Annotated in this window: 18 protein-coding genes and 1 riboswitch; of the genes, 8 read left to right on the top strand and 10 right to left on the bottom strand. The window is 43.9% G+C overall.

The features are described 5' to 3' along the window. Position 1: 1 nt before the first annotated feature. The gene (locus AC1D0K_RS22085; protein WP_477442408.1) at positions 2–2,839 is read left to right on the top strand and encodes a glycosyl hydrolase 115 family protein; all 2,838 of its coding nucleotides are present in this window, start codon (positions 2–4) and stop codon (positions 2,837–2,839) included. Between the two features lie 67 nt (positions 2,840–2,906). Here AC1D0K_RS22085 and AC1D0K_RS22080 read toward each other — a convergent pair whose 3' ends face one another. Together AC1D0K_RS22080 and AC1D0K_RS22075 are read right to left on the bottom strand one after the other, a co-directional pair. Further along, a complete protein-coding gene (locus AC1D0K_RS22080) occupies positions 2,907–3,653 on the bottom strand; it encodes an SDR family NAD(P)-dependent oxidoreductase (RefSeq protein ID WP_477396168.1) in 747 nt (248 codons plus the stop codon). 31 nt (positions 3,654–3,684) lie between these two features. Then, positions 3,685–4,716, bottom strand: coding sequence for a LacI family DNA-binding transcriptional regulator (locus tag AC1D0K_RS22075; RefSeq protein ID WP_477396170.1), 1,032 nt, complete (start codon positions 4,714–4,716; stop codon positions 3,685–3,687). Positions 4,717–4,886: 170 nt separating this feature from the next. Between AC1D0K_RS22075 and uxuA the strand changes: the two genes are divergently transcribed. The 7 genes from uxuA to AC1D0K_RS22040 all read left to right on the top strand — a co-directional run bounded on the left by uxuA (position 4,887) and on the right by AC1D0K_RS22040 (position 14,967). Continuing rightward, entirely contained in the window at positions 4,887–6,074 is a 1,188-nt protein-coding gene (uxuA, locus tag AC1D0K_RS22070; RefSeq protein ID WP_477396172.1) for a mannonate dehydratase, read from the top strand. A 148-nt stretch (positions 6,075–6,222) separates the two neighbouring features. Beyond that, entirely contained in the window at positions 6,223–8,163 is a 1,941-nt protein-coding gene (locus tag AC1D0K_RS22065) for a sialate O-acetylesterase (RefSeq protein WP_477463101.1), read from the top strand. An 18-nt stretch (positions 8,164–8,181) separates the two neighbouring features. Beyond that, entirely contained in the window at positions 8,182–9,726 is a 1,545-nt protein-coding gene (locus AC1D0K_RS22060; RefSeq protein ID WP_477396176.1) for a glucuronyl esterase domain-containing protein, read from the top strand. A gap of 18 nt (positions 9,727–9,744) precedes the next feature. After that, positions 9,745–10,554 (top strand): polysaccharide deacetylase family protein, encoded by an 810-nt coding sequence (locus AC1D0K_RS22055; RefSeq protein ID WP_477396178.1) that lies wholly within the window; start codon positions 9,745–9,747, stop codon positions 10,552–10,554. A 252-nt stretch (positions 10,555–10,806) separates the two neighbouring features. Then, positions 10,807–12,987: an alpha-glucuronidase family glycosyl hydrolase gene (locus AC1D0K_RS22050; RefSeq protein ID WP_477398940.1), complete on the top strand. Its 2,181-nt coding sequence runs from the start codon at positions 10,807–10,809 to the stop codon at positions 12,985–12,987. A 23-nt stretch (positions 12,988–13,010) separates the two neighbouring features. Then, the gene (locus AC1D0K_RS22045; RefSeq protein ID WP_477398938.1) at positions 13,011–14,120 is read left to right on the top strand and encodes a glycoside hydrolase family 43 protein; all 1,110 of its coding nucleotides are present in this window, start codon (positions 13,011–13,013) and stop codon (positions 14,118–14,120) included. Positions 14,121–14,130: 10 nt separating this feature from the next. Then, entirely contained in the window at positions 14,131–14,967 is an 837-nt protein-coding gene (locus AC1D0K_RS22040; RefSeq protein WP_477398936.1) for an alpha/beta hydrolase, read from the top strand. A 391-nt stretch (positions 14,968–15,358) separates the two neighbouring features. Here AC1D0K_RS22040 and thiD read toward each other — a convergent pair whose 3' ends face one another. The 8 genes from thiD to thiS are packed head-to-tail and all read right to left on the bottom strand — an operon-like array spanning position 15,359 to position 22,518. Continuing rightward, positions 15,359–16,189, bottom strand: a complete 831-nt coding sequence (thiD, locus tag AC1D0K_RS22035) for a bifunctional hydroxymethylpyrimidine kinase/phosphomethylpyrimidine kinase (RefSeq protein ID WP_477398934.1) — start codon at positions 16,187–16,189, stop codon at positions 15,359–15,361. A gap of 16 nt (positions 16,190–16,205) precedes the next feature. Next, on the bottom strand, positions 16,206–17,255 hold the full coding sequence (gene moeB / locus AC1D0K_RS22030; protein WP_477398932.1) for a molybdopterin-synthase adenylyltransferase MoeB: 1,050 nt from the start codon (positions 17,253–17,255) through the stop codon (positions 16,206–16,208). Between the two features lie 3 nt (positions 17,256–17,258). After that, positions 17,259–18,374, bottom strand: a complete 1,116-nt coding sequence (gene thiH / locus AC1D0K_RS22025; protein WP_477398930.1) for a 2-iminoacetate synthase ThiH — start codon at positions 18,372–18,374, stop codon at positions 17,259–17,261. Then, complete coding sequence (locus AC1D0K_RS22020; protein WP_477398928.1) at positions 18,367–19,134, bottom strand: thiazole synthase; 768 nt, start codon at positions 19,132–19,134, stop codon at positions 18,367–18,369. Before AC1D0K_RS22020 ends, thiH begins: the two co-directional genes overlap by 8 nt. A 19-nt stretch (positions 19,135–19,153) precedes the next feature. Beyond that, positions 19,154–19,801 (bottom strand): thiamine phosphate synthase, encoded by a 648-nt coding sequence (locus tag AC1D0K_RS22015; protein ID WP_477398926.1) that lies wholly within the window; start codon positions 19,799–19,801, stop codon positions 19,154–19,156. Positions 19,802–19,810: 9 nt separating this feature from the next. Beyond that, entirely contained in the window at positions 19,811–20,410 is a 600-nt protein-coding gene (locus tag AC1D0K_RS22010) for a thiamine phosphate synthase (protein WP_477443020.1), read from the bottom strand. A gap of 3 nt (positions 20,411–20,413) precedes the next feature. Further along, on the bottom strand, positions 20,414–22,297 hold the full coding sequence (thiC, locus tag AC1D0K_RS22005; RefSeq protein WP_477398317.1) for a phosphomethylpyrimidine synthase ThiC: 1,884 nt from the start codon (positions 22,295–22,297) through the stop codon (positions 20,414–20,416). A gap of 17 nt (positions 22,298–22,314) precedes the next feature. Further along, complete coding sequence (gene thiS, locus AC1D0K_RS22000) at positions 22,315–22,518, bottom strand: sulfur carrier protein ThiS (RefSeq protein WP_477398319.1); 204 nt, start codon at positions 22,516–22,518, stop codon at positions 22,315–22,317. Between the two features lie 55 nt (positions 22,519–22,573). Next, positions 22,574–22,661, bottom strand: a riboswitch (TPP riboswitch). Positions 22,662–23,097: the final 436 nt, after the last annotated feature.

Raw genomic sequence — 23,097 nt, 5'->3', positions numbered from 1 at the left:
CATGAAAAGAACTTTGATTTCATTGCTATTGCTTATCAGTACTTTAAGTGGCTTTGCGCAAACGCCGGGTGATACGCTGTATATAACCAACAAAAGCGGCGCCGGTTATTTCCCCCTGGTGGTAAACGGTAAAGTAGTGCCATTGTACATAAGCGATGGGGATTATCCCGGTGTAAAAAGAGCGGTGGGAAGCCTGGGTAATGATCTCAGATCGGTTACCGCTGCCACCCCGCGTATATTAACAGGTAAAGTTAACCTGGATAAGCATATGGTTATTATTGGCACGCTCGGGAAAAATGAGCTGATAGATCAGCTGGTTAAACAAAACAAGCTGGATGTTTCGCAGGTTACTGGCAAATGGGAAACCTCTCTTGTACAGGTTGTTTCAAAACCTTTTCCGGGAGTTGAGAGTGCACTCATCATTGCAGGCAGTGATAAACGCGGAACGATATACGGGATCTATGATGTATCAGCTCAGATAGGGGTATCGCCCTGGTACTGGTGGGCCGATGTGCCCGTGAAGCAGCAAAAGAGCCTTTATGTAATCCCCGGCATGCACACCAATGGTGAACCAGCGGTAAAATACAGGGGTATTTTTATCAATGATGAAGCGCCGGCGTTTTCCGGCTGGACGAAAGAGAAATTTGGCGGCGTGAACCATCAGCTGTATGAAAAGGTTTTTGAGCTTATCCTGCGCTTAAAAGGTAATTACCTGTGGCCCGCCATGTGGGGCAATGCCTTTAACGATGATGACAAGTTAAACCCTGTACTGGCTGATGAATATGGCATAGTAATGGGTACATCGCATCATGAACCTATGGATAGGGCACAGCAGGAATGGAAGCGCTACGGAAGCGGCCAATGGAATTATGATAGCAATAAGGTGGTGTTACAAAATTTCTGGAAAAAAGGCATCGAAAACATGGGTGCCAAAGAAACCATCGTAACTGTTGGCATGCGCGGCGACGGCGATAAACCGATGACGGAGGGAAGCAATATAGCTTTGCTGGAAAATATTGTAAAAGATCAGCGTAGCATTATTAGCCAGGTTACCGGTAAAGATGCTGCCCAAACACCGCAAATGTGGGCCTTATATAAAGAGGTGCAGGATTATTATGATAAAGGCATGCGTGTGCCGGATGATGTTACGCTGTTGTTATGTGATGACAACTGGGGCAATATCCGCAAGTTGCCCAGCCTTACCGAAAAACCAAGAAAAGGAGGTTACGGCATTTATTATCACTTTGATTATGTGGGCGGACCGCGAAACTATAAGTGGCTCAATACAAATCCTATTTCAAAAACATGGGAGCAAATGCACCTGGCCTATGCCTACAATGCCCGGCAGGTTTGGATAGTAAATGTGGGCGATTTGAAACCAATGGAGTTTCCGATCAGCTTTTTCCTGGATTACGCATGGAACCCCAATAAATGGCCCGCCGGCAGGTTGCAGGAATATACTGATTTATGGGCCCGGCAGCAATTTGGCCCCCTTTACGCCAAAGAAATCGGACGCATATTATCTGCCTATACCCAATATAACGGCAGGCGTAAGCCCGAACTGATTGAGCCGCGTACGTACAGTTTAACAAACTACAGTGAGTTTGAAACCGTTGCTGCCAATTACAACCGCTTAAAAGCCGATGCCGAAAGATTGTATGCTAAACTTTCGCCTCCATATAAAGATGCTTATTATCAGCTTGTTTTGCATCCGGTTCAAGCCTGTGCCAACTTAAACGAAATGTATTTTGAGGCTGCTAAAAATAATTGGTACGCCACACAACAGCGGGCCGCTACCAATACTACAGCAGCAAAAGTGAAGCAGCTTTTTGAAAAAGACAAAGAGATATCTAAGTACTATAACACCAAACTTGCCAATGGCAAATGGAACCATATGATGGATCAAACGCATATTGGTTATACTTATTGGCAGCAGCCTCCGGTGGATGTAATGCCCGCGGTAAAGGAAATTACGCTACCGGAAGCCGCTCAAATGGGGGTGTATGTGGAAGGCGCCAGCCAGCCCATCACTAATGGAATTGCGGCCGATGCTTTGCCGGGCTTTTATCCATGGGAAAAAAATAGCCATTACATTGAAATTTTTAATAAAGGCAAAACAGCTTTTAGTTATACGGTTCAGTCGCCTTTATCCTATGTAATTGTTAAACCGGGCAGCGGTAAAGTTGAACAGCAGGAGCGGATTTGGGTAAGCATTAATTGGGCTAAGGCTCCGCGTAAAACAGTTCGTGTACCTTTAACTATATCCGCAATGGGGCAAACAGTAACTGTTCAGCTTACCATTAACAATCAACAGCAAATAAATGATGGCGCATTTCATGAAAATAACGGGTATATAGCTATCGAAGCGCAACATTATGCCAAAGCGGTTAATAGTAAGGCTGTTTCGTGGATAGTTATACCGGGATATGGCAAAACTTTATCTGGTGTTACAACGATGCCGGTAACAGCCAGCAAACAAAAGCCCGAAAGTAATTGCCCACATCTTGAATACCGGATTAATTTGCCAGATACCGGCCTGGTATCGCTGCAAACTTTTGTATCGCCAACGCTCGACTTTAAAAACGGACAAGGTTTGTTTTATGCTATTTCGATAGATGATGAAGTGCCACAGGAGGTGAAGATCAGTACTGCCGCGGATAGTAAAGATTGGGCCGCGGCTGTGAGTGATAATATCAGGAAATTGATTACCAGGCATTACATAACTCAGCGGGGCCCACACATTATAAAATACTGGATGATTGATCCGGGTGTTGTTTTACAAAAAATAGTAGTAGATGCAGGTGGCCTTAAACCAAGTTATTTAGGTCCGCCGGAATAGGGGGGAGTAATTGCAAGAGAACGTAAAAAGGGGGGATAATTAAGTTTATCACCCCTTTTTTATTTTGTTAAAAACCTACAGAGTTTCCGCCATCAACCGGCAGTACAACTCCCGTTACATATTTTGCTGCATCGGATGATAGGTATAATATGGCATCTGCTATATCTTCGGGTTCACCTAACTTACCCATGGGGGTTCTTGACATCACTTTTTGTTTGCGTTCCGCATCACTATCCAATGCTTTGGCCGACATATCTGTGGCTATAAAGCCGGGCGCCACGCAATTAACCCGAATGCCCCGGGGCGAAAGCTCTGTTGCCATTGCCCTGGTCATCCCCTCAATAGCCGATTTTGTTGCGGTATATGATATTACGTATGGAATGCCATATTGCGAAGCCATAGAACTTATGTTCACAATATTTCCTCCACCTGCAGTAATCATATGTTTAACAACTTCACGGCTGATTACAAATACCGCTACAAGGTTAGTTTGTATAATTTGCTGAAAATCATCGTCGGTAACATCGGTAAAATGCTTTTTTTGATTGATACCTGCGTTGTTAACAAGAATATCAGGCGTGCCAAATTCGGCAACAATTTCATTTATTAAAGCAGGGATCTTTGTGATATCACTTAAATCAAAGGCTTTGTAATGGCAAAGCTCGCCAAATGAATCAGCTGCCTGTTGCAGCTTGGTTTTATCGCGACCAATGATGATGGTGCGGATATTGTTTTCGATAAATTTCCGTGTGGTAGCCAGGCCCAGGCCTGACGCCCCGCCGGTAACAATAGCAACTTTTGTTTTAGAAATCATTTAAAAAGTATTATAAATCTGTATCGCTTAATTACCCGTTTCGCAGGGATGATTCGCGGATAATTAGTTCTGATCTGAGCACCAGGCTGTGTGTTTCCTGGATATCGTCTTTATTAAGCAGGTGATTCACCATTAGCCTTGCGGCAGTTTCGCCCATTTCATAGCCTTTATAATTGATGGTAGTAAGGTTAGGTTCAATCACGCAAGAGGTAGGGTCATTATTGAAGCCGGCAACAGCAATATCATGAGGTATTTTTATGCCATGCTTTTTTAAAGTTTGCATACAGGCCACCGCACAAATATCATTTGCTACAAACAGCCCATCAGGAAGTTGCGGCATTTTCATGAGCTGGTGCGCTGCATCTATTCCCGACTGTGCACTCAGGTCGGCGATGATCACCAGGTCGTTATCAAATTCCAGTTGATGAGCTTCCAGCGCTCTTTTGTATCCATAAAAGCGGTCGCTGTAAACATTGCGCAGCTGGTTACCCGTAATATGTGCTATCTTTTTGCAACCCTGGCTTATCAAATGCGTTGTTACTTCCTGCCCCGCCTTATAATTGTCAATGTATATCTGCGGGCATGATTCATGGTCCAGAACGCGGTCAAAGAACACCAAAGGAATTTTGCGTTTTATAAACGGTTCAAAGTGATCAAAGCTGTTTGTATCATAGGCAACGGAAACAAGTAAGCCATCAACCCGGTTATGAAACATAGCCTGCAGATTGCTGGCTTCTTTTTTCATGGTTTCCAACGATTGGCTGATGATGAGGTTATAGTTGTTTTCATTAACCACCTTTTCAATACCGGCAATTACATCGGCCATAAAGTTGCTGTTTAACCTTGGTACAATCACCCCGATAATATTGCTTTGCTTTTTGCGTAAATTACTGGCAAACGAGTTTGACCTGTATCCCATTTCCTCGGCGGTCTTGTTTATCAGCTTGCGGGTTTCTTTACTTATCCTGGGGTGGTTTTTCAGCCCCCGGCTTACTGTAGCAGCCGAAATGTTGAGTTTGGTGGCAATGTCATAAATTGTTATTTCTTTTTCCCCGTTTGCCATAAAGTGTTTTACTATAAAATCTAATGCGTGATAAATATAAAAATAAAATCAGGATATTTAATGTTTTTTGAGCAATCGATTGCGCATTTGTTTACTTTTGTTTTTCGGATGGCGTTGTTCATCTGTAATAATATCAAATTCACCAGTTTAACAGATTAAAAACCTTTTATATGATACCTGATTTAGCACAAACCTTTAGGTGGTTTGGCCCTTCGGACCCGGTTACTCTTCATGCCATTAAACAAACCGGTGCAACCGGTATTGTAACCGCGCTGCACCATATCCCGGCAGGAGATACCTGGAGTTTGAACGAGATTGAGAAGCGAAAAGCGGTTATAGAAAATTCGGGCTTTAAGTGGTCGGTGGTTGAAAGTGTCAACATTCATGAAGATATAAAGATTGGAACGGGCAGGCGTGATCACTACATCTCAAACTATAAGGAAACCTTAAAAAATCTTTCGCAGGCAGGTATAAATATAGTGTGCTATAATTTTATGCCTGTGCTTGACTGGACCCGCACGCACCTTGATTACCGGCTTCCGAATAACGTCTCGGCATTAAGATATCATGCACCGGCAATAGCCGCTTTTGATCTGTACATCCTGCAGCGTGAAAATGCTTTTAATGAATTTACGCCCCAGCAGCAGCAGGTAGCTAAAGTTTACCTGGATAGTTTAAATGCAGATGAAAAAAAACTGCTTTTAAATACGGTTTTGGCCGGTTTGCCCGGCACCGATGAAGTGTTTACTGTTGATGAATTTAAAGTATATCTTGAAAAGTATAGTACTGTTGATGAGGCTAAATTAAAAGAAAACTTAGGTTACTTTTTAAAAGCGATTATCCCTTATGCCGAAGAACTGGGCATAAAAATGTGTATCCACCAGGATGATCCGCCATTCCCTATTTTAGGATTGCCAAGGGTTGTTAAAAACGAAGCGGATTTGACCGATATTGTTAATATGTGCCAGTCGCCGGCCAACGGGCTCACGCTGTGTACCGGTTCATTAGGTGCAAACGCCGCTAATGATATTCCCGGCATTATTACCCGCCTGGGCCAGCATATCCACTTTTTGCACCTGCGTAATGTGAACAGGGAGGCCGACGGTAGTTTCTATGAAGCCGATCATCTGGCAGGGAGTACCGATATGTTTGCCGTAATGAAAAGCATTATTATGGAACAGCTTAAAAGATCTGATGCCGGCAGGGCAGATATTAGTATCCCAATGCGGCCCGATCATGGGCATAAGATACTGGACGACTTTAATTATAATACATATCCGGGTTACTCGGTAATTGGCCGCCTTAAAGGATTAGCAGAATTACGCGGACTTGAACTTGGTATAAAAAGGATGTTATGATGAGATAACAGGCTCCCCGGCACTGTCGTATAATCCATTGATTTAATTAGGCTAAATTGTTACACAAAATTTATTGCAATCGATTGCATGATTGTTTCAAATTTTGTTACTTAGTAACTATAAACCTTTAGAATAAAACCTTTCAAATATGAAGTCAATGTTACGGCTGTGCTTTATGATGTGCTGTTGTTTGATGTGTTGTTCCGCGTATTCGGATGTACGGTTGCCCCAATTAGTTGGCAACGGAATGGTGCTTCAGCGCGATGCCCCGATCAATATCTGGGGCTGGGCCGATGCCGGTGAAAAAATTACTATAGGTTTTCGCGGCAACTACCACACTATTGCCGATAAAAACGGCCGGTGGAAAATAGTGCTACATGCCATGAAGGCAGGAGGGCCCTTTGTTATGGAAATTAACGCGGGCAATCATATCGTACTGAATGATATTTTAATAGGGGATGTATGGTTTTGCTCGGGGCAATCAAATATGGTTTTGCCCATGGAGCGGGTAAAGGAGAAATATCCCGCTGAAATAGCATCGGCCAATTATCCACAGATCAGGAACTTCTTTGTCAAAACCGAATCAGATGTTACTAAAGTACATGAAGATGTGTTACCCGGCAAATGGGTAAAAGCCAACCCCGAAAATGTACTTAGTTTTGGCGCAGCATCGTGGTTTTTTGCTAAAAAGCTTTACCTAAAATATAATGTACCTATTGGTATTATTAACTCAAGCGTAGGCGGTACGCCTGTACAGGCATGGGTAAGCGAAAACGGGTTGAAAAACAATGTTATATACAGCCATCGCGCGGCACGGTTTCATGATGGCAGCTATATAGATAGCGTGATGAAAGTAAAGCCTGAGCCTGTTGACCCCGCAAATACCGAAATACATGATAAAGGCCTTAATGGTAGTGTAACCTGGTATAATCCTGCTTATGTTCCTGATAAGTGGCACCATTTCTGGTTGCCCGGGTATTGGGCCGATCAGGGGATTAAAAATTTAAATGGGGTCGTATGGTTTCGAAAAGAGTTCACATTGCCTGCGGGTGTTGAGAGCCAACCGGCCAAATTACTTTTCGGCAGGATGATTGACGCCGATCAAACTTATGTTAATGGCCATTTGGTAGGGAATATTACCTACCAGTATCCACCCCGCAGGTATAACGTGCCGGTTGGTTTGCTAAAACCCGGCAAAAATATTATTGTAATCAGGTTAACAAATTTTTCGGGTAAGGGTGGCTTCGTTCCCGATAAATCATACAACCTAAACATTGGCGGGCAGCTTGTTGATCTCCGTGGCGATTGGTTATATCGCGTAGGTCAGGCGTTTTTGCCAACGGATAAAAAAATAGCGGCAATTTTTTCTGCACAAAATGAACCAACAGGGCTTTACAATACCATGGTTGCGCCGGCAATTAATTACACCATAAAAGGCATCCTGTGGTACCAGGGCGAAAGCAATGCAGACAAAGCCACCGAATACGGGCAATTGCTTACAGCATTGATTACCGATTGGCGGGAACGGTGGCAGCAGGGTAACTTACCATTTATATATGCCCAGCTGCCCAATTTTAATGAAGTGCAATATTTGCCTGCCGAAAGTAACTGGGCTATACTAAGGGAAGGCCAGCTTAAGGCCCTTTCACAGCCTAATACCGCTATGGCTGTTACCATTGATGCCGGCGAATGGAATGATATTCACCCGCTTAATAAAAAAGATGTAGGCGAACGGCTGGCCATAGCGGCGGAAAACCTGGCTTATAAAGAAACAGGCACGGTAGCATCCGGGCCAATTTATCAATCGGCCCTTGTGCAGGGAAACCATATCCAGATCAGCTTTAAAAATGTGGGTGCTGGGCTTACGATACATGATGGCGACGAGCTGGAGCAGTTTGCAATAGCAGGCGCCAATAAAAAGTTTGTTTGGGCCAAAGCTAAAATTGAGGGGGATAAAGTAATTGTGTGGAGTGATGGAGTGATCAGTCCGCTTTATGTAAGATATGCATGGGCTGATAATCCGGAGGGGGCTAATCTCTATAATAAGGAAGGTTTACCTGCATCACCGTTTAGAACCGATAACCCATAATCAATATTTTAAACCGATATGAAAACAGTAAAAATAAAGATTGCTATTTTTCTGATCCTGCTCTCTATTGCGGCGGCTGTACATGCTCAAAATGCGCCGCCGGTTAATTTCACCGCCGAACAGGATCATCAGCAAATGATGAAACAGTTAGGCATTAAAACCTTACGCCCTGGTCCCAATGGTGATGCAACCGCTCCGGATCATGCCAATTATGATGAGGCGCTTGCAAACCCATATCCCGATTTACCTGATGCGCTTATCGGTAAAAACGGTAAAAAGGTAAGCAACGCCACGATGTGGTGGAAACAACGGCGACCAGAGATAGTGGAAGATATGGAACGCGAAGTGTATGGTCGTATCCCGGCAAATGTGCCCAAAGTAATTTGGACGGTTAAAGTAACCGATAAAGAACGTGTAGGTTTTTACCCGGTTATAGCCAAACAGCTCATCGGGCACGTTGATAATATGGCATATCCGCTGTTAAATGTTAATATTGATATGACGCTGGTATTACCTGCCAACGCCAAAGGGCCTGTACCTGTGTTGATGATGTTTGGCCGGAGTACTTTGCCTGCGCCTGCCCAACCTAATCCGGCTGATCTGGAAAAAATAAATGAAGCCTTAAAAGAGCTGCTTACTAAAGAACATCCCGAACTAAAAACCATATTTGAACAGTACCCGGCATACAAGCCAATTCCTGAGCAATCTCCCTTTGGGCCGGGCGGCTTTCCGGTGGTGAAGGGCGATCCGCCAACGGCCACACAATTGATAGCCAATGGCTGGGGATATGTGCTAATTGATCCTTCATCTATACAGGCCGACAATGCGGAGGGCCTCACCAAAGGAATAATTGGCCTGGTTAACAAGGGGCAGCCCCGTAAACCCGAGGATTGGGGTGCTTTACGTGCCTGGTCCTGGGGAGCGGCAAGGGCGCTGGATTACCTGGAAACAGAACCCGCGGTTGATGCAAAGCATGTTGGTATTGAGGGCGTATCAAGGTACGGTAAGGCAGCATTGGTAACGCTGGCCTTTGAACAACGTTTTGCCATGGGGCTCATCGGTTCATCGGGCGAGGGTGGTGCAAAGCTTCACCGGCGAAATTTTGGTGAGGCAGTGGAGAGCCTTACCGGTGGCGAGTATTACTGGATGGCCGGCAATTTTATGAAATATGGAGCATCTAATGCTACATTCGGTGCTAAAACGGCTAAGGATCTGCCTGTTGATGCACATGAACTTATTGCATTGTGCGCGCCCCGGCTTACTTTTATAAGCTATGGTATTCCTGAACAGGGCGATGCAAAGTGGCTTGATCAACAAGGTAGTTATATGGCTACCGTGGCGGCCGGTGCGGTTTTTAAATTAGCGGGAGCGAGGGACCTGGGCATCACCAATGATTATAAAACGGAAAAAATGCCCCCGGTAAACACTGGCTTGCTGAACGGCGAACTGGCATGGCGACAACATGATGGTGGCCATACCGATGCACCCAACGTTAAATATTTTATAGCCTGGGCTAATAAGCTGATGCATTATGGCAAAGAAGGGGCGCAACCCGCTAAGTAGTTAAAAAATATTAACAGCATGAGATTAATAAAATATTTACTGGTAGCAGTACTCTTAGCAAATAGCGTAATGGCACAGGCCCAAAACGAAGCTATGTGGAATAAGAAACAATGTGCTGTGGTTTTGACTTATGATGATGCCATTGATGTGGACCTGGATAATGTTTTGCCCGTCCTGGATTCGTTAAACCTCAAGGGAACTTTTTACATTATTGGCTCATCCCCGGTAGTTACCAACAGGATAGCCGAATGGCGAAAAGCGGCTGCCCACGGTCATGAACTTGGAAATCACTCCCTTTTTCATCCCTGCGATGGTGGTTTACCCGGTCGCGGTTTTGTCACTGCCGAAAATGACCTGAGCAAATACACAGTTGCACGTGCCGTAAAAGAGATCAGGACTAATAATGTGCTGCTGCAAGCCATCGATGGTAAAACCAACCGAACCTTCGCCTTTCCCTGCGGGGATCTGCAGATAGGCGGCAAATATTTTTATGACGGGTTAAAACATGATTTTGTTGGCGCACGAGGTGTAAATCCCGGATTTGAAAGCATAGGCGCAACAGATCTCGATAATATTAAATGTTTTATGATCAACGGTCAATCAGCCGAATATATGATCGGGCTGGTTGAAAAGGCTTTACAATCACATACTCTGCTGGTTTTTTTATTCCATGGCGTAGGAGGCGGGCATAATATCAATGTAGGCCTTAATGAGCATAGCAAATTATTGCATTACCTCAAAAAAAATGACAAGGCTATCTGGGTGGCCCCCATGGTTGAGGTAGCGGAATATATCCGGAAAAACCAGGAGCTCGCGGCAAAAAAATGATCATGTTATTCATCGGCTGATAAATTCATTCATCAGCTTAAAAACCGGAGGGCCAGAGGGCAAATAATTGATTTTGAATTACTGAAAATAAATAAAGGTTTATATATTTGCAATCGATTGCGTAAATGTAATTCTTTATAAACCATACAGATGGAACATGTTTTTATCATGTTTCATTCGTGAACATCAATATATCATTTTATCTTTTTTATAAGCTGTTTTAAAAGTTTATAAAGCTGAATTAATAACATCATGACCAAATATTCATTGAAAAATAGGTGTTTACTGGTACTGCTTTTATTGGCGGTTATAAACCAAGCCCATGCGGATAATGGGTATAAGCTATGGCTTGAATATAGCAGGATAACCGCCCCGCAACAGGCAGCTGTTTATAAGCAACAATTGGCATATTTTATCTTCCCGGCAGAGTCAGACCAGCTTAAGGCCGCAAAGACAGAACTGTTGACCGGGCTGGATGGGATGCTTTCCCTCGTTCCCCGCGATACTAAGACCATAATAAACGACCAAACAATTATTGTTGGCACCCCACGAACTTTAAAATCTTTATCTATAGTTATTCCCGATAGTATTGGCGGCGAGGGATATCTCATAAAAACAATCCTTATTAACCAACAGAAATGCACCATTATTACTGCCAATACCGATGTGGGCGTTTTGTACGGTGTTTTTAATTTTTTAAAGTTGATTCAAACTCATCAGCCCATCAACAGGCTGGATATTTCAGATCATCCACACATCATGTACCGGGTGTTGGATCATTGGGATAACCTGAACCGTAGCGTTGAACGGGGATATGCAGGTTCATCCATCTGGAACTGGCATAAACTGTCTGGCATTGTTGATCAGCGCTATATTGATTACGCGCGTGCAAACGCTTCGGTTGGTATCAACGGCTCGGTTATCAACAACGTAAATGCCGATGCGCTGATCCTTTCACCCCAATATCTAATAAAAATCCAGGCGCTGGCCAATGTTTTCAGGGTGTATGGTATTAAAATATACCTGTCGGTAAAATTCAGTAGTCCGGTTGATTTGGGAGGGCTAAAAACAGCCGATCCGCTTGATGCCGCTGTAAAAAAATGGTGGGCCGATAAGGCTGATGAAATTTATCATTACATCCCAGATTTTGGCGGTTTTTTGGTGAAAGCTAATTCTGAGGGGCAACCTGGCCCGCAAACTTATGGCCGCACCCATGCAGATGGAGCCAATATGATGGCCGATGTTTTAGCACCACATCATGGGATAGTAATGTGGCGGGCCTTTGTATACGATAATAACGTACCCGACGACCGGTCAAAGCAGGCCTATAATGAATTTAAACCCTTTGATGGCAAGTTTAAGGATAATGTGATTATCCAGGTTAAAAACGGGCCGATCGATTTTCAGCCCAGGGAACCGTTCCATCCTTTATTTGGCGCGATGCCCAATACCCCGCTAATGATGGAGTTTCAGCTAACCCAGGAGTACCTTGGCTTTTCAACGCACCTGGTTTATGAAGCGCCTTTATTTGCCGAATGCCTGCAAGCTGATACTTACAAACAGGGTAAAGGCTCAACCGTATCCCGTGTGTTACAAGGGGATTTTAATAAGAAACTGATAACCGGTATGGCGGGGGTAGCTAACATTGGCAGTGATTTAAACTGGTGCGGGCATCCCTTTGCACAGGCCAACTGGTACGCTTTTGGCCGTATGGCCTGGAACCCGGATCAATCACCGGCTGCTATTGCAGACGACTGGCTGAAAATGACTTTTACCAATGATGCAGGCTTTGTATCGCCGGTAAAAAGGTTAATGCTGCAATCAAGGGAAAATACCGTTAACTACATGACCCCGCTTGGCTTGCACCATATTATGGGTGTATCTACCCACTACGGCCCAGGGCCATGGGTTGACAATGCCGGTCGCCCGGATTGGAACGCCACCTATTACCACAAGGCCGATTCGGCCGGGATTGGCTTTAACCGTACAAGTACAGGTAGCAATGCTTTATCGCAATATGCGCCGGAGGTTAAGGCCAATTGGGAAAGCCTGCAAACCTGCCCGGACGAATATCTGTTATGGTTTCATCACCTAAGCTGGACGTATAAAATGCGCTCGGGCAAGTCATTATGGGATGAAATTGTTCACCATTATTATATGGGAGCCGATTCGGTTAAACAAATGACTTTAACCTGGAATAAAATGCAGGGAAAGGTAGATGCAGAACGGTTTACCGAGGTGCAACAATTGATGCAAACGCAGCTTGCCGAGGCCACCACATGGCGGGATGCCTGTGTTTTATATTTTCAAACTTTTTCAAAAATGCCCATCGCGGCTGGCTATGCAAAACCCGAACATCCACTCCCTTACTATAAAGGCATGAAATTTTACTATGTGCCTGGTATAGGAGGCAATAACTACATGACTAATTAATAATCACCATAAACCAAACGCCAATGAGCAAGCCATTTACAACAGCAAAATTATTACTTACACTTCTTATACCTGCAGGCATGTTGGGTGCATGTAACTCAACTGCTAAAAAAACAGCCGATGCTGACAGCAGTAAAACAGACACTGGTAAAAAAGTAAAATTTCTTTCGCAACCATTGATCAGTTCTATCTATACTGCCGATCCATCAGCCCATGTATTTAACGGTAAAATTTATATCTACCCCTCACATGATATCAATGCCGGCATCCCCGAAAACGATAACGGCGATCATTTTGCTATGAAAGACTATCATATTCTTTCGATGGACAGCATTGGCGGTAAGGTTACTGATAATGGCGTTGCGCTGGATATAAAAGATATTCCCTGGGCCGGCCGCCAGCTTTGGGCGCCTGATATTGCTTTTAAAGGTGGTACCTATTACCTCTATTTCCCGGTAAAAGATAAAAAAGATGTTTTCCATATTGGTGTGGCTACGTCGGCCAGTCCTGTTGGTCCGTTTAAGGCCGAACCGGAACCTATAGCTGGAAGTTTTAGTATTGACCCGGCTGTTTTTACAGATAACGACGGCAAAACCTATATGTATTTTGGCGGCATTTGGGGCGGACAGCTTCAGCGCTGGACAACCGGAAAATACGAAGCTGATGGTTCAAAAACCGATTCGAAACAGGAAGATGCACCGGCAATAAGCTGCAAAGTGGTCTTGCTTAAACCCGATATGAAGAACTTTGATGGGGCGGTAAAAGACGTTGTTATTTCAGATAGCCTGGGTAACCCTTTATTAACTAAAGATCATGATCGTCGTTTTTTTGAAGGTTCATGGATGCATAAGTTTAATGGTAAATATTACTTCACCTATTCAACCGGCGATACCCATTTACTTTGCTACGCGATAGGAGATAGTCCTGTTGGTCCGTTTACTTATAAAGGTGTATTTTTGAAGCCGGTACAGGGGTGGACAACTCATCACTCCATTATTGAAATAAAAGGCAAATGGTACATGTTTTACCATGACACTCAGCTATCGGGCAAAACGCACCTGCGCAATGTAAAAGTAACCGAGCTGCAACACAATGCGGATGGCTCTATAAAACTGATTGATCCATTTTTGTAACCTCATCCCTATGAAAACACTCAAATTTATAACAATGAGCTTGCTGTTATGCGTTATGCTGTGTACACATGGCTTTGCGCAGCAGGCAAAACTGGTTACCATACCCAACTCGGAGCACCGGTTAATGCACTCCAAACTGGCTGGCAATGATTATGATATTTATATCCATTACCCGGCGGGTTATGATACCGCGAAAAAGAAATTCCCGGTGCTGTATGTTGTTGACGGCGACAATGATTTTTCGCCCTCGCTGGAGTATTTGGGGCTGTTAATGGCCGAATATCATGTTCCTGAACCTATATTGGTAGCCATTGGCGACGGTGGATTGATTGGCTCAGCCGGCAATAAACGTAACCGTGATTTTACGCCAACCCCATCATCTGCAACGCCAGAAAGTGGGGGAGCTCCCGTATTCTTAGCCTTTATTGAAAAGGAATTGATTCCGGTTATTGACGCGGATTTAAAAACAGATCCTTCAAACCGTACGCTTTATGGCTACTCCATGGGTGGGTTGTTTGCAACTTATACCTTGTTTGAGCAGCCCACGCTGTTTAAAAATATCCTGATTGGTAGTCCGGCTTTGGGTTTTGCTAACGGGGGCATCTTTGATGTTGAAAAAAAGTATTTCGCCAAACATAAAAGTTTGCCTGTAAATGTTTTTATTGAAGTGGGTGCATTGGAAACTCCGGGACAAGTAGTACCCAATAAAAAATTGGTTACATTACTGGACGAGCGGCATTATGAAAACCTTGTTTTTAAGCACATCATCATTGACGATGTTACACATTTATCGGGCAAACCGGTTACTATGCTTAAAGCATTGCAATGGGCATACGCACGTAAGTGATCAACAATAGCGTAGTATTAAAGAAAGTGAAAATGCTGTAGACCGATGGTTTATGGCATTTTTTTTATACTTCTAATGAAGCACATATCCATGCGTCATTGTAGTTGTAAATCCGGTGGCCTTTGAAGGAGAAAATGACGTAACAAAAATGGCTGTCATCCTGAGCCTGTCGAAGGATAGCGGGCAAAGGCCACTCCGCGCGAGTCTTCGACAGGCTCAGACTGACAGGCCCACACGCCTCAAAATCCCATACGTCATGGGTAGGTACGAAGCAACCCCCGCCCTGTAGAGAAGCTTTGCAAATCCGATCTGCATAGTTTGGGATTGCTTCGTGCCTCGCAATGAGGGGCGATTTATTTATTTTTAAACAGCCTCTGATGAACCGGGTTTGTTACAGCTCAAACTTTACTAATTTCTGCGGATCAAAGAAATGATTTAAGGGGCCGTGCCCTTGCCCGGTTTTCACATCCCTGCCATGCTCAATAGCCTGTTGGATATATGCTTTGCTTTTAGATATCGACGTAATGAGATCATCTCCTAATGCCAGATATGATGCTATGGCCGATGAAAGGCTGCAGCCTGTTCCATGTGTATTGATGGTATTAATTGCCGATGTTCTGAAAATATGTTGCTCACCCGTTTTATCCAGGTAAACATCACAAAGGTCAGGGCCTTTTAAATGGCCACCCTTAACCAGCACTGCGTTACAGCCATATTGCATTATTCTTTGTGCTGCTTTCTTCATATCATCAATGGTGTTGATCTCCATTTGTGCCAGTATTGCCGCTTCATCCAGGTTGGGTGTCACGAGTTTTGCAATCGGGAAAAGTTCTTTTTTTAGCGTGGTTACGGTATCGATTTCTATTAAACGCTGACCGCTAGTAGCCACCATAACAGGGTCGAAAATAATAGGGACATCTGAATAGTCCCCCAATACGGAGGCAATGGCAATGGCCAGATCTATGCTATGTACCATGCCTATTTTAACGGCTAATGGTTTTAAATCATCCATTACTGCCTTGATTTGTGCTTTTACTACTTCAACCGGAATTGGGTGTATTCCACTAACTCCTAACGTGTTTTGAATAGTAACGGCAGTAATTGCCGTAGCGCCAAAGCAGCCCAATGCACTTATGGTTTTCAGATCGGCCTGTATGCCGGCTCCGCCGCCACTGTCAGATCCGGCAATGCTTAGTACTACCGGGTACTTGTATTTACTCATATAAGCTAATGATTAATTAAATGATACTGTTTTTTAAACTGTACATTTCACCGGTGTAAAAGGGCTTTACTATATGTATGGCTATTTTACTGCGCTGACCAGTTTGGCAGCAGAAAACCAGTTTTTTGTTTTTTGGTAATGATTCAATATGTTCCTTCAGCTCATATAAAGGGATGTTGATACCACCGATATTATAGTCTTCAAACTCATAACTTTCACGTACGTCGATAAGGTATATTTCATCCGGAAACTCTACTAACTGTTTATGAAGGTCATCCATGGTAATTTCGTCATTGGCAGGTAGGATGGGAGGATCAAGGGCTACGGCTTTAATGCTTTGTTTTTGCTGTTTGGCTATTTTAAAAATATTGGTGGTATTGTTAAGCGCATTTATGGTCATTAATTTACCGGATAAAGTTTCTCCGATGTTACAAATGATCTTGATAGCCTCATTAGCCATATAAGTGCCAATGATGCCTGGTAACACACCCAATACGCCGATCTCTGCACAATTCGGAACTTCATCCGCTGCCGGTGGTTCAGGGAAAATATCTCTGTAATTTGGTCCATCATGGTAATTGAATACCGAAATATGACCTTCAAACTTAAATATAGATCCGAATACCAGCACTTTATTTAAAGCCAGGCAAGTATCATTAACCAGGTAACGTGTTTCAAAATTATCCGATCCGTCAATCACCAGGTCATACTCCTTACAAATACTTTCTGCATTCGCCAAAGTAAACCGCTCATTAAAAGCGGTTATGTTAATATGTGGATTAAGCAACTCCAGCTTTTGTTTAGCTGTGATGGCTTTAGGCTTACCTACATCTGCTGTTGAATATAATATTTGCCGTTGCAGGTTGGTTAGGTCTACTATATCATCATCCACAATCCCAATCTGGCCCACACCAACCGCAGCCAGGTATTGTAATACAGGACATCCCAGGCCACCTGCACCAATCATCAGCACCCTGGCACCCTTCAGCTTTTCTTGTCCGGGTAAACCAATTTCGGGGAGTATGATCTGCCTGCTGTACCGTTTTAATTCTTCTCCTGCTAACATTTTTTATAGGGCTAAGCTGTTATCCCAGTCTTTCCAAACCGGCTCATATCCCCGTTCGGTTATCATCCGGGCAATTTGTTGCGGACTGCGTTCATCACTGATCTCAAACTGTTCCAATGATTCCGGCTCAACAGCATAGCCTCCGGGATTGGTTTTAGATCCCGCACTGATAGCGGTAATACCTAAGCGGATGATGTTGTTCCTGAAGTTTGGAGATTCGCGGGTAGAGATGGATAGCTCCACCTCTTCGTTAAATATGCGGTAAGCGCATATCAGTTGCACCAGTTCCCTGTCGTTCATTTCCACCTTGGGCTCCAAACCGCCGCTAAATGGTCTTAGCCTTGGGAAGGAAAGACTGTATTTACTTTGCCAGTACTTTTTCTCGAGGTAATTTAAGTGCAAAGCCGTAAAAAACGAATCGGTGCGCCAATCTTCTAACCCAATCAATACTCCTAAACCCATTTTATGAATGCCTGCCTGCCCCAGGCGGTCGGGAGTTTCGAGCCGGTATTCAAAATTCGATTTTTTCCCTTTAGGGTGATGCTTTTTATAGTCTTCCTGGTGATAGGTTTCCTGGTAAACAAGAACGGTATTTAAGCCGTAAGGCGTTAGTTGCTGATAATCTTCCAGATCAAGCGGTTGCACTTCCATTGATATATGCGCAAAATGTGGGCGGATGAGGTAGAGCACTTTTTTAAAGTAATCTACATGAACGGTTTGGTTAGCCTCGCCGGTAACCAGCAATATATGCTCATAGCCCATAGCCTTGATAGCAGCAACCTCCTGCATAATTTCCATTGGCGAAAGTGTTTTACGCTTTACCTTATTATCGAAACTGAAACCACAATAGGTACAAATATTATTACACTCATTGGAGAGGTAAAGCGGAACATACATTTGTATTACTTTACCAAAACGTTTTAAAGTAAGCTGCTGGCTTATAAGAGCCATTTGTTCCAGGTAAGGCGCTGCTGCCGGCGATATAAGGGCCTTGAAATCCTCCAATGACCGTTTTTTGGCCGATAAAGCCATTTCTACATCCTGGCTTGTTTTGGCGTAGATACTGGCTTTAGTTTCGTCCCAATCAAATGTCCTGAAAATATCCGTAAAGTTATTCATCTAAAAAAGAGGTTAAGGGACTGCTTGCTACAGCGTGTATTACAGGTAAGGCCAGTTTGGCTTTATAGGCCATTCGCCCGGCCTCCACAGCCATTTTAAATGCTTTGGCCATTTGCACGGGGTTGCCGGCAACCGCTATCGCGGTATTCACTAACACGGCATCCGCGCCTATTTCCATTGCCCAGGCCGCATCTGATGGCGAACCTATCCCGGCATCAACAATTACGGGCACATTGCTTTGGCTAATGATGATCTCTAAAAAATCAATGGTTTTGAGCCCTTTGTTGCTACCAATGGGCGAACCTAATGGCATCACTGCCGAAGTGCCGGCGTCTTCCAGTCTTTTGCATAACACAGGGTCGGCATGGATGTAAGGCAAAACTATAAATCCCATTTTCGCCAGTTCCTCAGTCGCTTTTAAAGTTTCGATGGGGTCTGGCATTAAATATTTTGGATCGGGGTGGATCTCCAGTTTAATCCAGTTGGTTTCCAGTGCTTCACGTGCAAGTTGAGCCGCAAAAACAGCTTCTTTCGCATTTCTGACTCCCGATGTATTGGGCAGTAAATTAATATGCGGATATTTCAAATGCGTCAACAAGTCATCCTGGTCGTTGCTTTTGAAATCCACACGCTTTAGGGCAACCGTTACCAGTTCTGAGCCGGAAGCAAGTAAGGCTTGTTCCATTAATACGGAAGAACTAAACTTGCCCGTTCCGGTAAACAGGCGTGAGTTAAATGTTTTATCGGCTATTTTTAACATGGTTTTTTATCTACAGTTTTTAGCTCACTTGGTTTAACAACGTGGAATTTAATTGCTGATAAATTTGTTTTACGGCTTGTTGCTGATTATCGGCAAAAGTGATAGCTCCCGATATGGCAACACCGTAAAGGCCGGCCTGCATAATAGTGCTTACATCTTCAGCTAAAATTCCGCCTATGGCAATTACCGGGATCCGGATACAAGCATCCTGCATTTGCTGCATAATGATATGGTAACCCTGCAGGCCTACAATGGGACTTAAGTTTTGTTTGGTAGTAGTAAACCGGTATGGCCCAAGCCCGATATAATCAGCGCCTTCGGCAACTCTTTGTTTGATATGCTGAAAGGTATTGGCGGTTCCGCCGATAATTATTTTTTCGCCAACAATGTCCCTAGCCTGGCTAACCGGCATATCCTGTAAGCCCAGGTGTACACCGTAAGCGCCGGCCTTTAGCGCAATTTCAGGATAATCATTAACTATCAGTTTAGCACCGTATTGATTGCATAATCTGTTAGCTTCTATCGCGTATTCCAGGACCACATCGGCAGGCTGGTTTTTAACTCTTAGCTGTACCCATTTGCATCCCGCCTCAAGCGCCTGTTTAATGGCTGTAAGGTGCGATCCGTTTTTGGGTTGTTGTGATATATAATGTAATTTATCAATCATTGTAATTTATTAAAACAGGTAGTTTTTATTTAATTCCAGGAAACGGGTTAATGATTTTTCCGGTTCATTCCATATTGTTCCTAATACGGCAGCACCATCAAAATTCATGGCTCTGATTTTTACCAGGTTTGATTTTTCGACCCCGCCTAAAGCAATTACCCGTGGATTTGTATCAGCCTTGTTGAGCTTAAAATCCGCGGGTAACCTGCTTTGGTAACCAGGCTTTGATAAACTGTTAAATACTGGTCCGTAAAAAACATAATCAAACCCTGTTAATGAAGGCAGTAAAGCTGTATCATGGATAGAAGTACTAAGCTTATAGCCCTGATCTATCTGTAGCTGTATTTTTTGCCCGCTGGTTTCCTTCCGGGTATGTTCTGTAAAATGGAGTCTTGTAATTCCGTAATCTGGTGCAATTTCATGAAACTGGTGTAGCGAGATGCGGTCATAAAAAAGCGGTGCTATCCCATTCATCAAATCTCTTACGGTTTTGACATCACAATCGGGCTTCCTGATATGCAAATATTTTAAACCCGATTGAAACAGGTGGTTGATGATCATACTTTCATCAGCAACAGCAACCGGGTTTGAAATTACAATCAGCTCCATATTTTACAGATAAATTTCGCTTCCTTTTTGTAAAAACTCTTTCGACTTTTCTTCCATCCCTTTTGACAAAACATCGCCGTCATCCAGGCCGTTCTCTTTAGCATAGTCGCGCACATCCTGTGTGATTTTCATCGAACAGAAATTTGGTCCGCACATAGAGCAGAAATGAGCGATCTTGGCGCCATCGGCAGGCAGGGTTTCATCATGAAATTCCTTTGCCGTATCGGGATCAAGAGACAGGTTGAATTGATCTTCCCAACGGAACTCGAAACGTGCCTTGCTTAAAGCATTATCCCTGTATTGTGCTCCGGGATGCCCTTTGGCCAGGTCGGCAGCATGAGCGGCGATCTTATAGGTGATTACGCCATCCTTTACATCTTTTTTATTTGGAAGGCCCAGGTGCTCTTTAGGGGTAACATAACAAAGCATAGCCGTACCAAACCAGCCAATCATTGCCGCGCCAATGGCCGAAGTAATATGATCATAACCCGGTGCAATATCCGTAGTAAGCGGCCCTAAGGTGTAGAATGGCGCTTCACCACAGTGCACCAGTTGTTTATTCATATTTTCTTTAATCATGTGCATGGGAATATGCCCCGGACCTTCTATAATGGTTTGCACATCATGTTTCCAAGCTATTTTGGTTAGTTCACCTAAAGTTTCCAATTCGCCAAATTGCGCGGCATCATTAGCATCGGCAATACAGCCCGGCCTTAATCCATCGCCTAATGAAAAGGATACGTCATAAGCTTTCATGATCTCGCAGATCTCCTCAAAATGGGTGTACACAAAGTTTTCTTTATGATGGGCAAGGCACCATTTAGCCATAATGGAGCCGCCGCGCGATACGATGCCCGTAATGCGTTTGGCTGTAAGCGGTACATAGCGCAACAATACACCCGCGTGAATGGTAAAATAATCTACACCTTGCTCCGCCTGTTCAATTAGCGTATCCCTGAACAATTCCCAGGTGAGGTCTTCTGCTTTTCCGTTTACTTTTTCCAATGCCTGGTAAATGGGCACTGTGCCAATTGGTACAGGCGAATTACGAATGATCCACTCCCGGGTTTCATGAATGTTTTTCCCGGTTGATAGGTCCATAATGGTATCTGCGCCCCAGCGGCAGGCCCATACTGCTTTTTCTACTTCTTCTTCAATGCTGGAGGTAACTGCAGAGTTGCCAATGTTGGCATTTATCTTCACCAGGAAATTTCGGCCGATGATCATCGGTTCAATCTCGGGATGGTTAATATTTGATGGAATAACAGCCCGCCCCGCCGCTACTTCCTGCCGTACAAACTCTGGGGTGATATAACCTTTGGGCGTATTAGCGCCAAAGCTTTGGCCCGGATGCTGGTGAGCCATTACTTCATACTGGCCATTCAACTGTTCCTTCAAAGTATCAATCCGCTGGTTTTCCCTGATGGCGATATATTCCATTTCGGGCGTAATGATCCCTTTTTTGGCATAATGCATTTGCGATACATTCATTCCCGGTTTAGCACGATAGGGCTTGCTGATGTGTCCAAACCTTAAGGCGTCGAGGTTTTTATCATTGGCGCGCTGGTTTCCGTAATCCGAGGAAATATGGTCCAGTTGCTCTACATCGCCGCGGTTTATAATCCATTGCTCGCGCAGCCTTGGCAAACCAAGCTTCACATCTATTTGGATGTTGGGGTCGGTGTAGGGGCCGCTGGTATCATAAATGGTAACGGGTGCATTAGGCTCGGTTTCGCCAAAGCGGCCATGTAACTTGGTTTCGCTCAGGCTTACCTCGCGCATAGCTACCTCAATGTTATGAAGCTGCCCTTTCACAAACACTTTACGTGATGACGGGAACGGCGTACGGCTGATCACTTGTTCTCCTGGAATTTTTTCAGTTTTCATATATGGTTTTTGATGTTTTATCCGCCCTGGGTTGCTTTGATGATGGTGACATGATCACCGGACTGCAATAGGTAGGTTCCCCAATTACTTTTAGCAATGATTTCCTGGTTCACCGCAACGGCGATGCCCGTAACAGGCTGCAGCGAAACAGTGTTAAACATTTGCTGCAAAGTGCAACTTGCAGATACGGAATAGTTTTGTTGATTTACGGTGATGTCCATTCTGTTTAATTATAAACGATAGGAATGGACCCATGGGAGGATTGGTAAACAACAACAAGGTTGTTCTACTTTTCCCTTCGGCAGTACTAACTGCATCAGGTTCAAAGGGTATTTCTCAGCACAAGGCACCCCTAAAGTTCTTTGCTAAGTAAGTAAATAATTATCAGATATTAAAACAATGATTTTTAATATGTGTGAAATAATAAGGGAAATCTAAATTTTATGAACATTGGGCTTTGTCATAAAACATGAAAAAAGGGTTTATGCCCCCCGGTAAACGCTTTTAACATTAAAAACAAGCAGGAGGCACCTACCGGAGCCCGGCTTTTGGGTTTTATTTTGCTATAAACACGTGACTCCTCCGGAGTCGATGATACACCATTCACTTCGAAACTGCTGTATATAAACACGTGACTCTTAGGGAGTCGATGATACACCATTCACTTCCAACTCCTGTATATAAACACGTGACTCCTACGGAGTCAATGATACGCTATTCACTTTGCCAACCGTTTCCAACTCCAGCGGAGTTACGTGTTTATAGCAAAAAAATATCTTGCTTTTTGGCTCCGTAGGTGC

It is taken from the genome of Mucilaginibacter sp. P1_A3 (assembly GCF_056406855.1).
The sequence above is the reverse complement of the archived record's forward strand: the minus strand, read 5'-3'. Positions and strand labels throughout refer to the sequence as shown.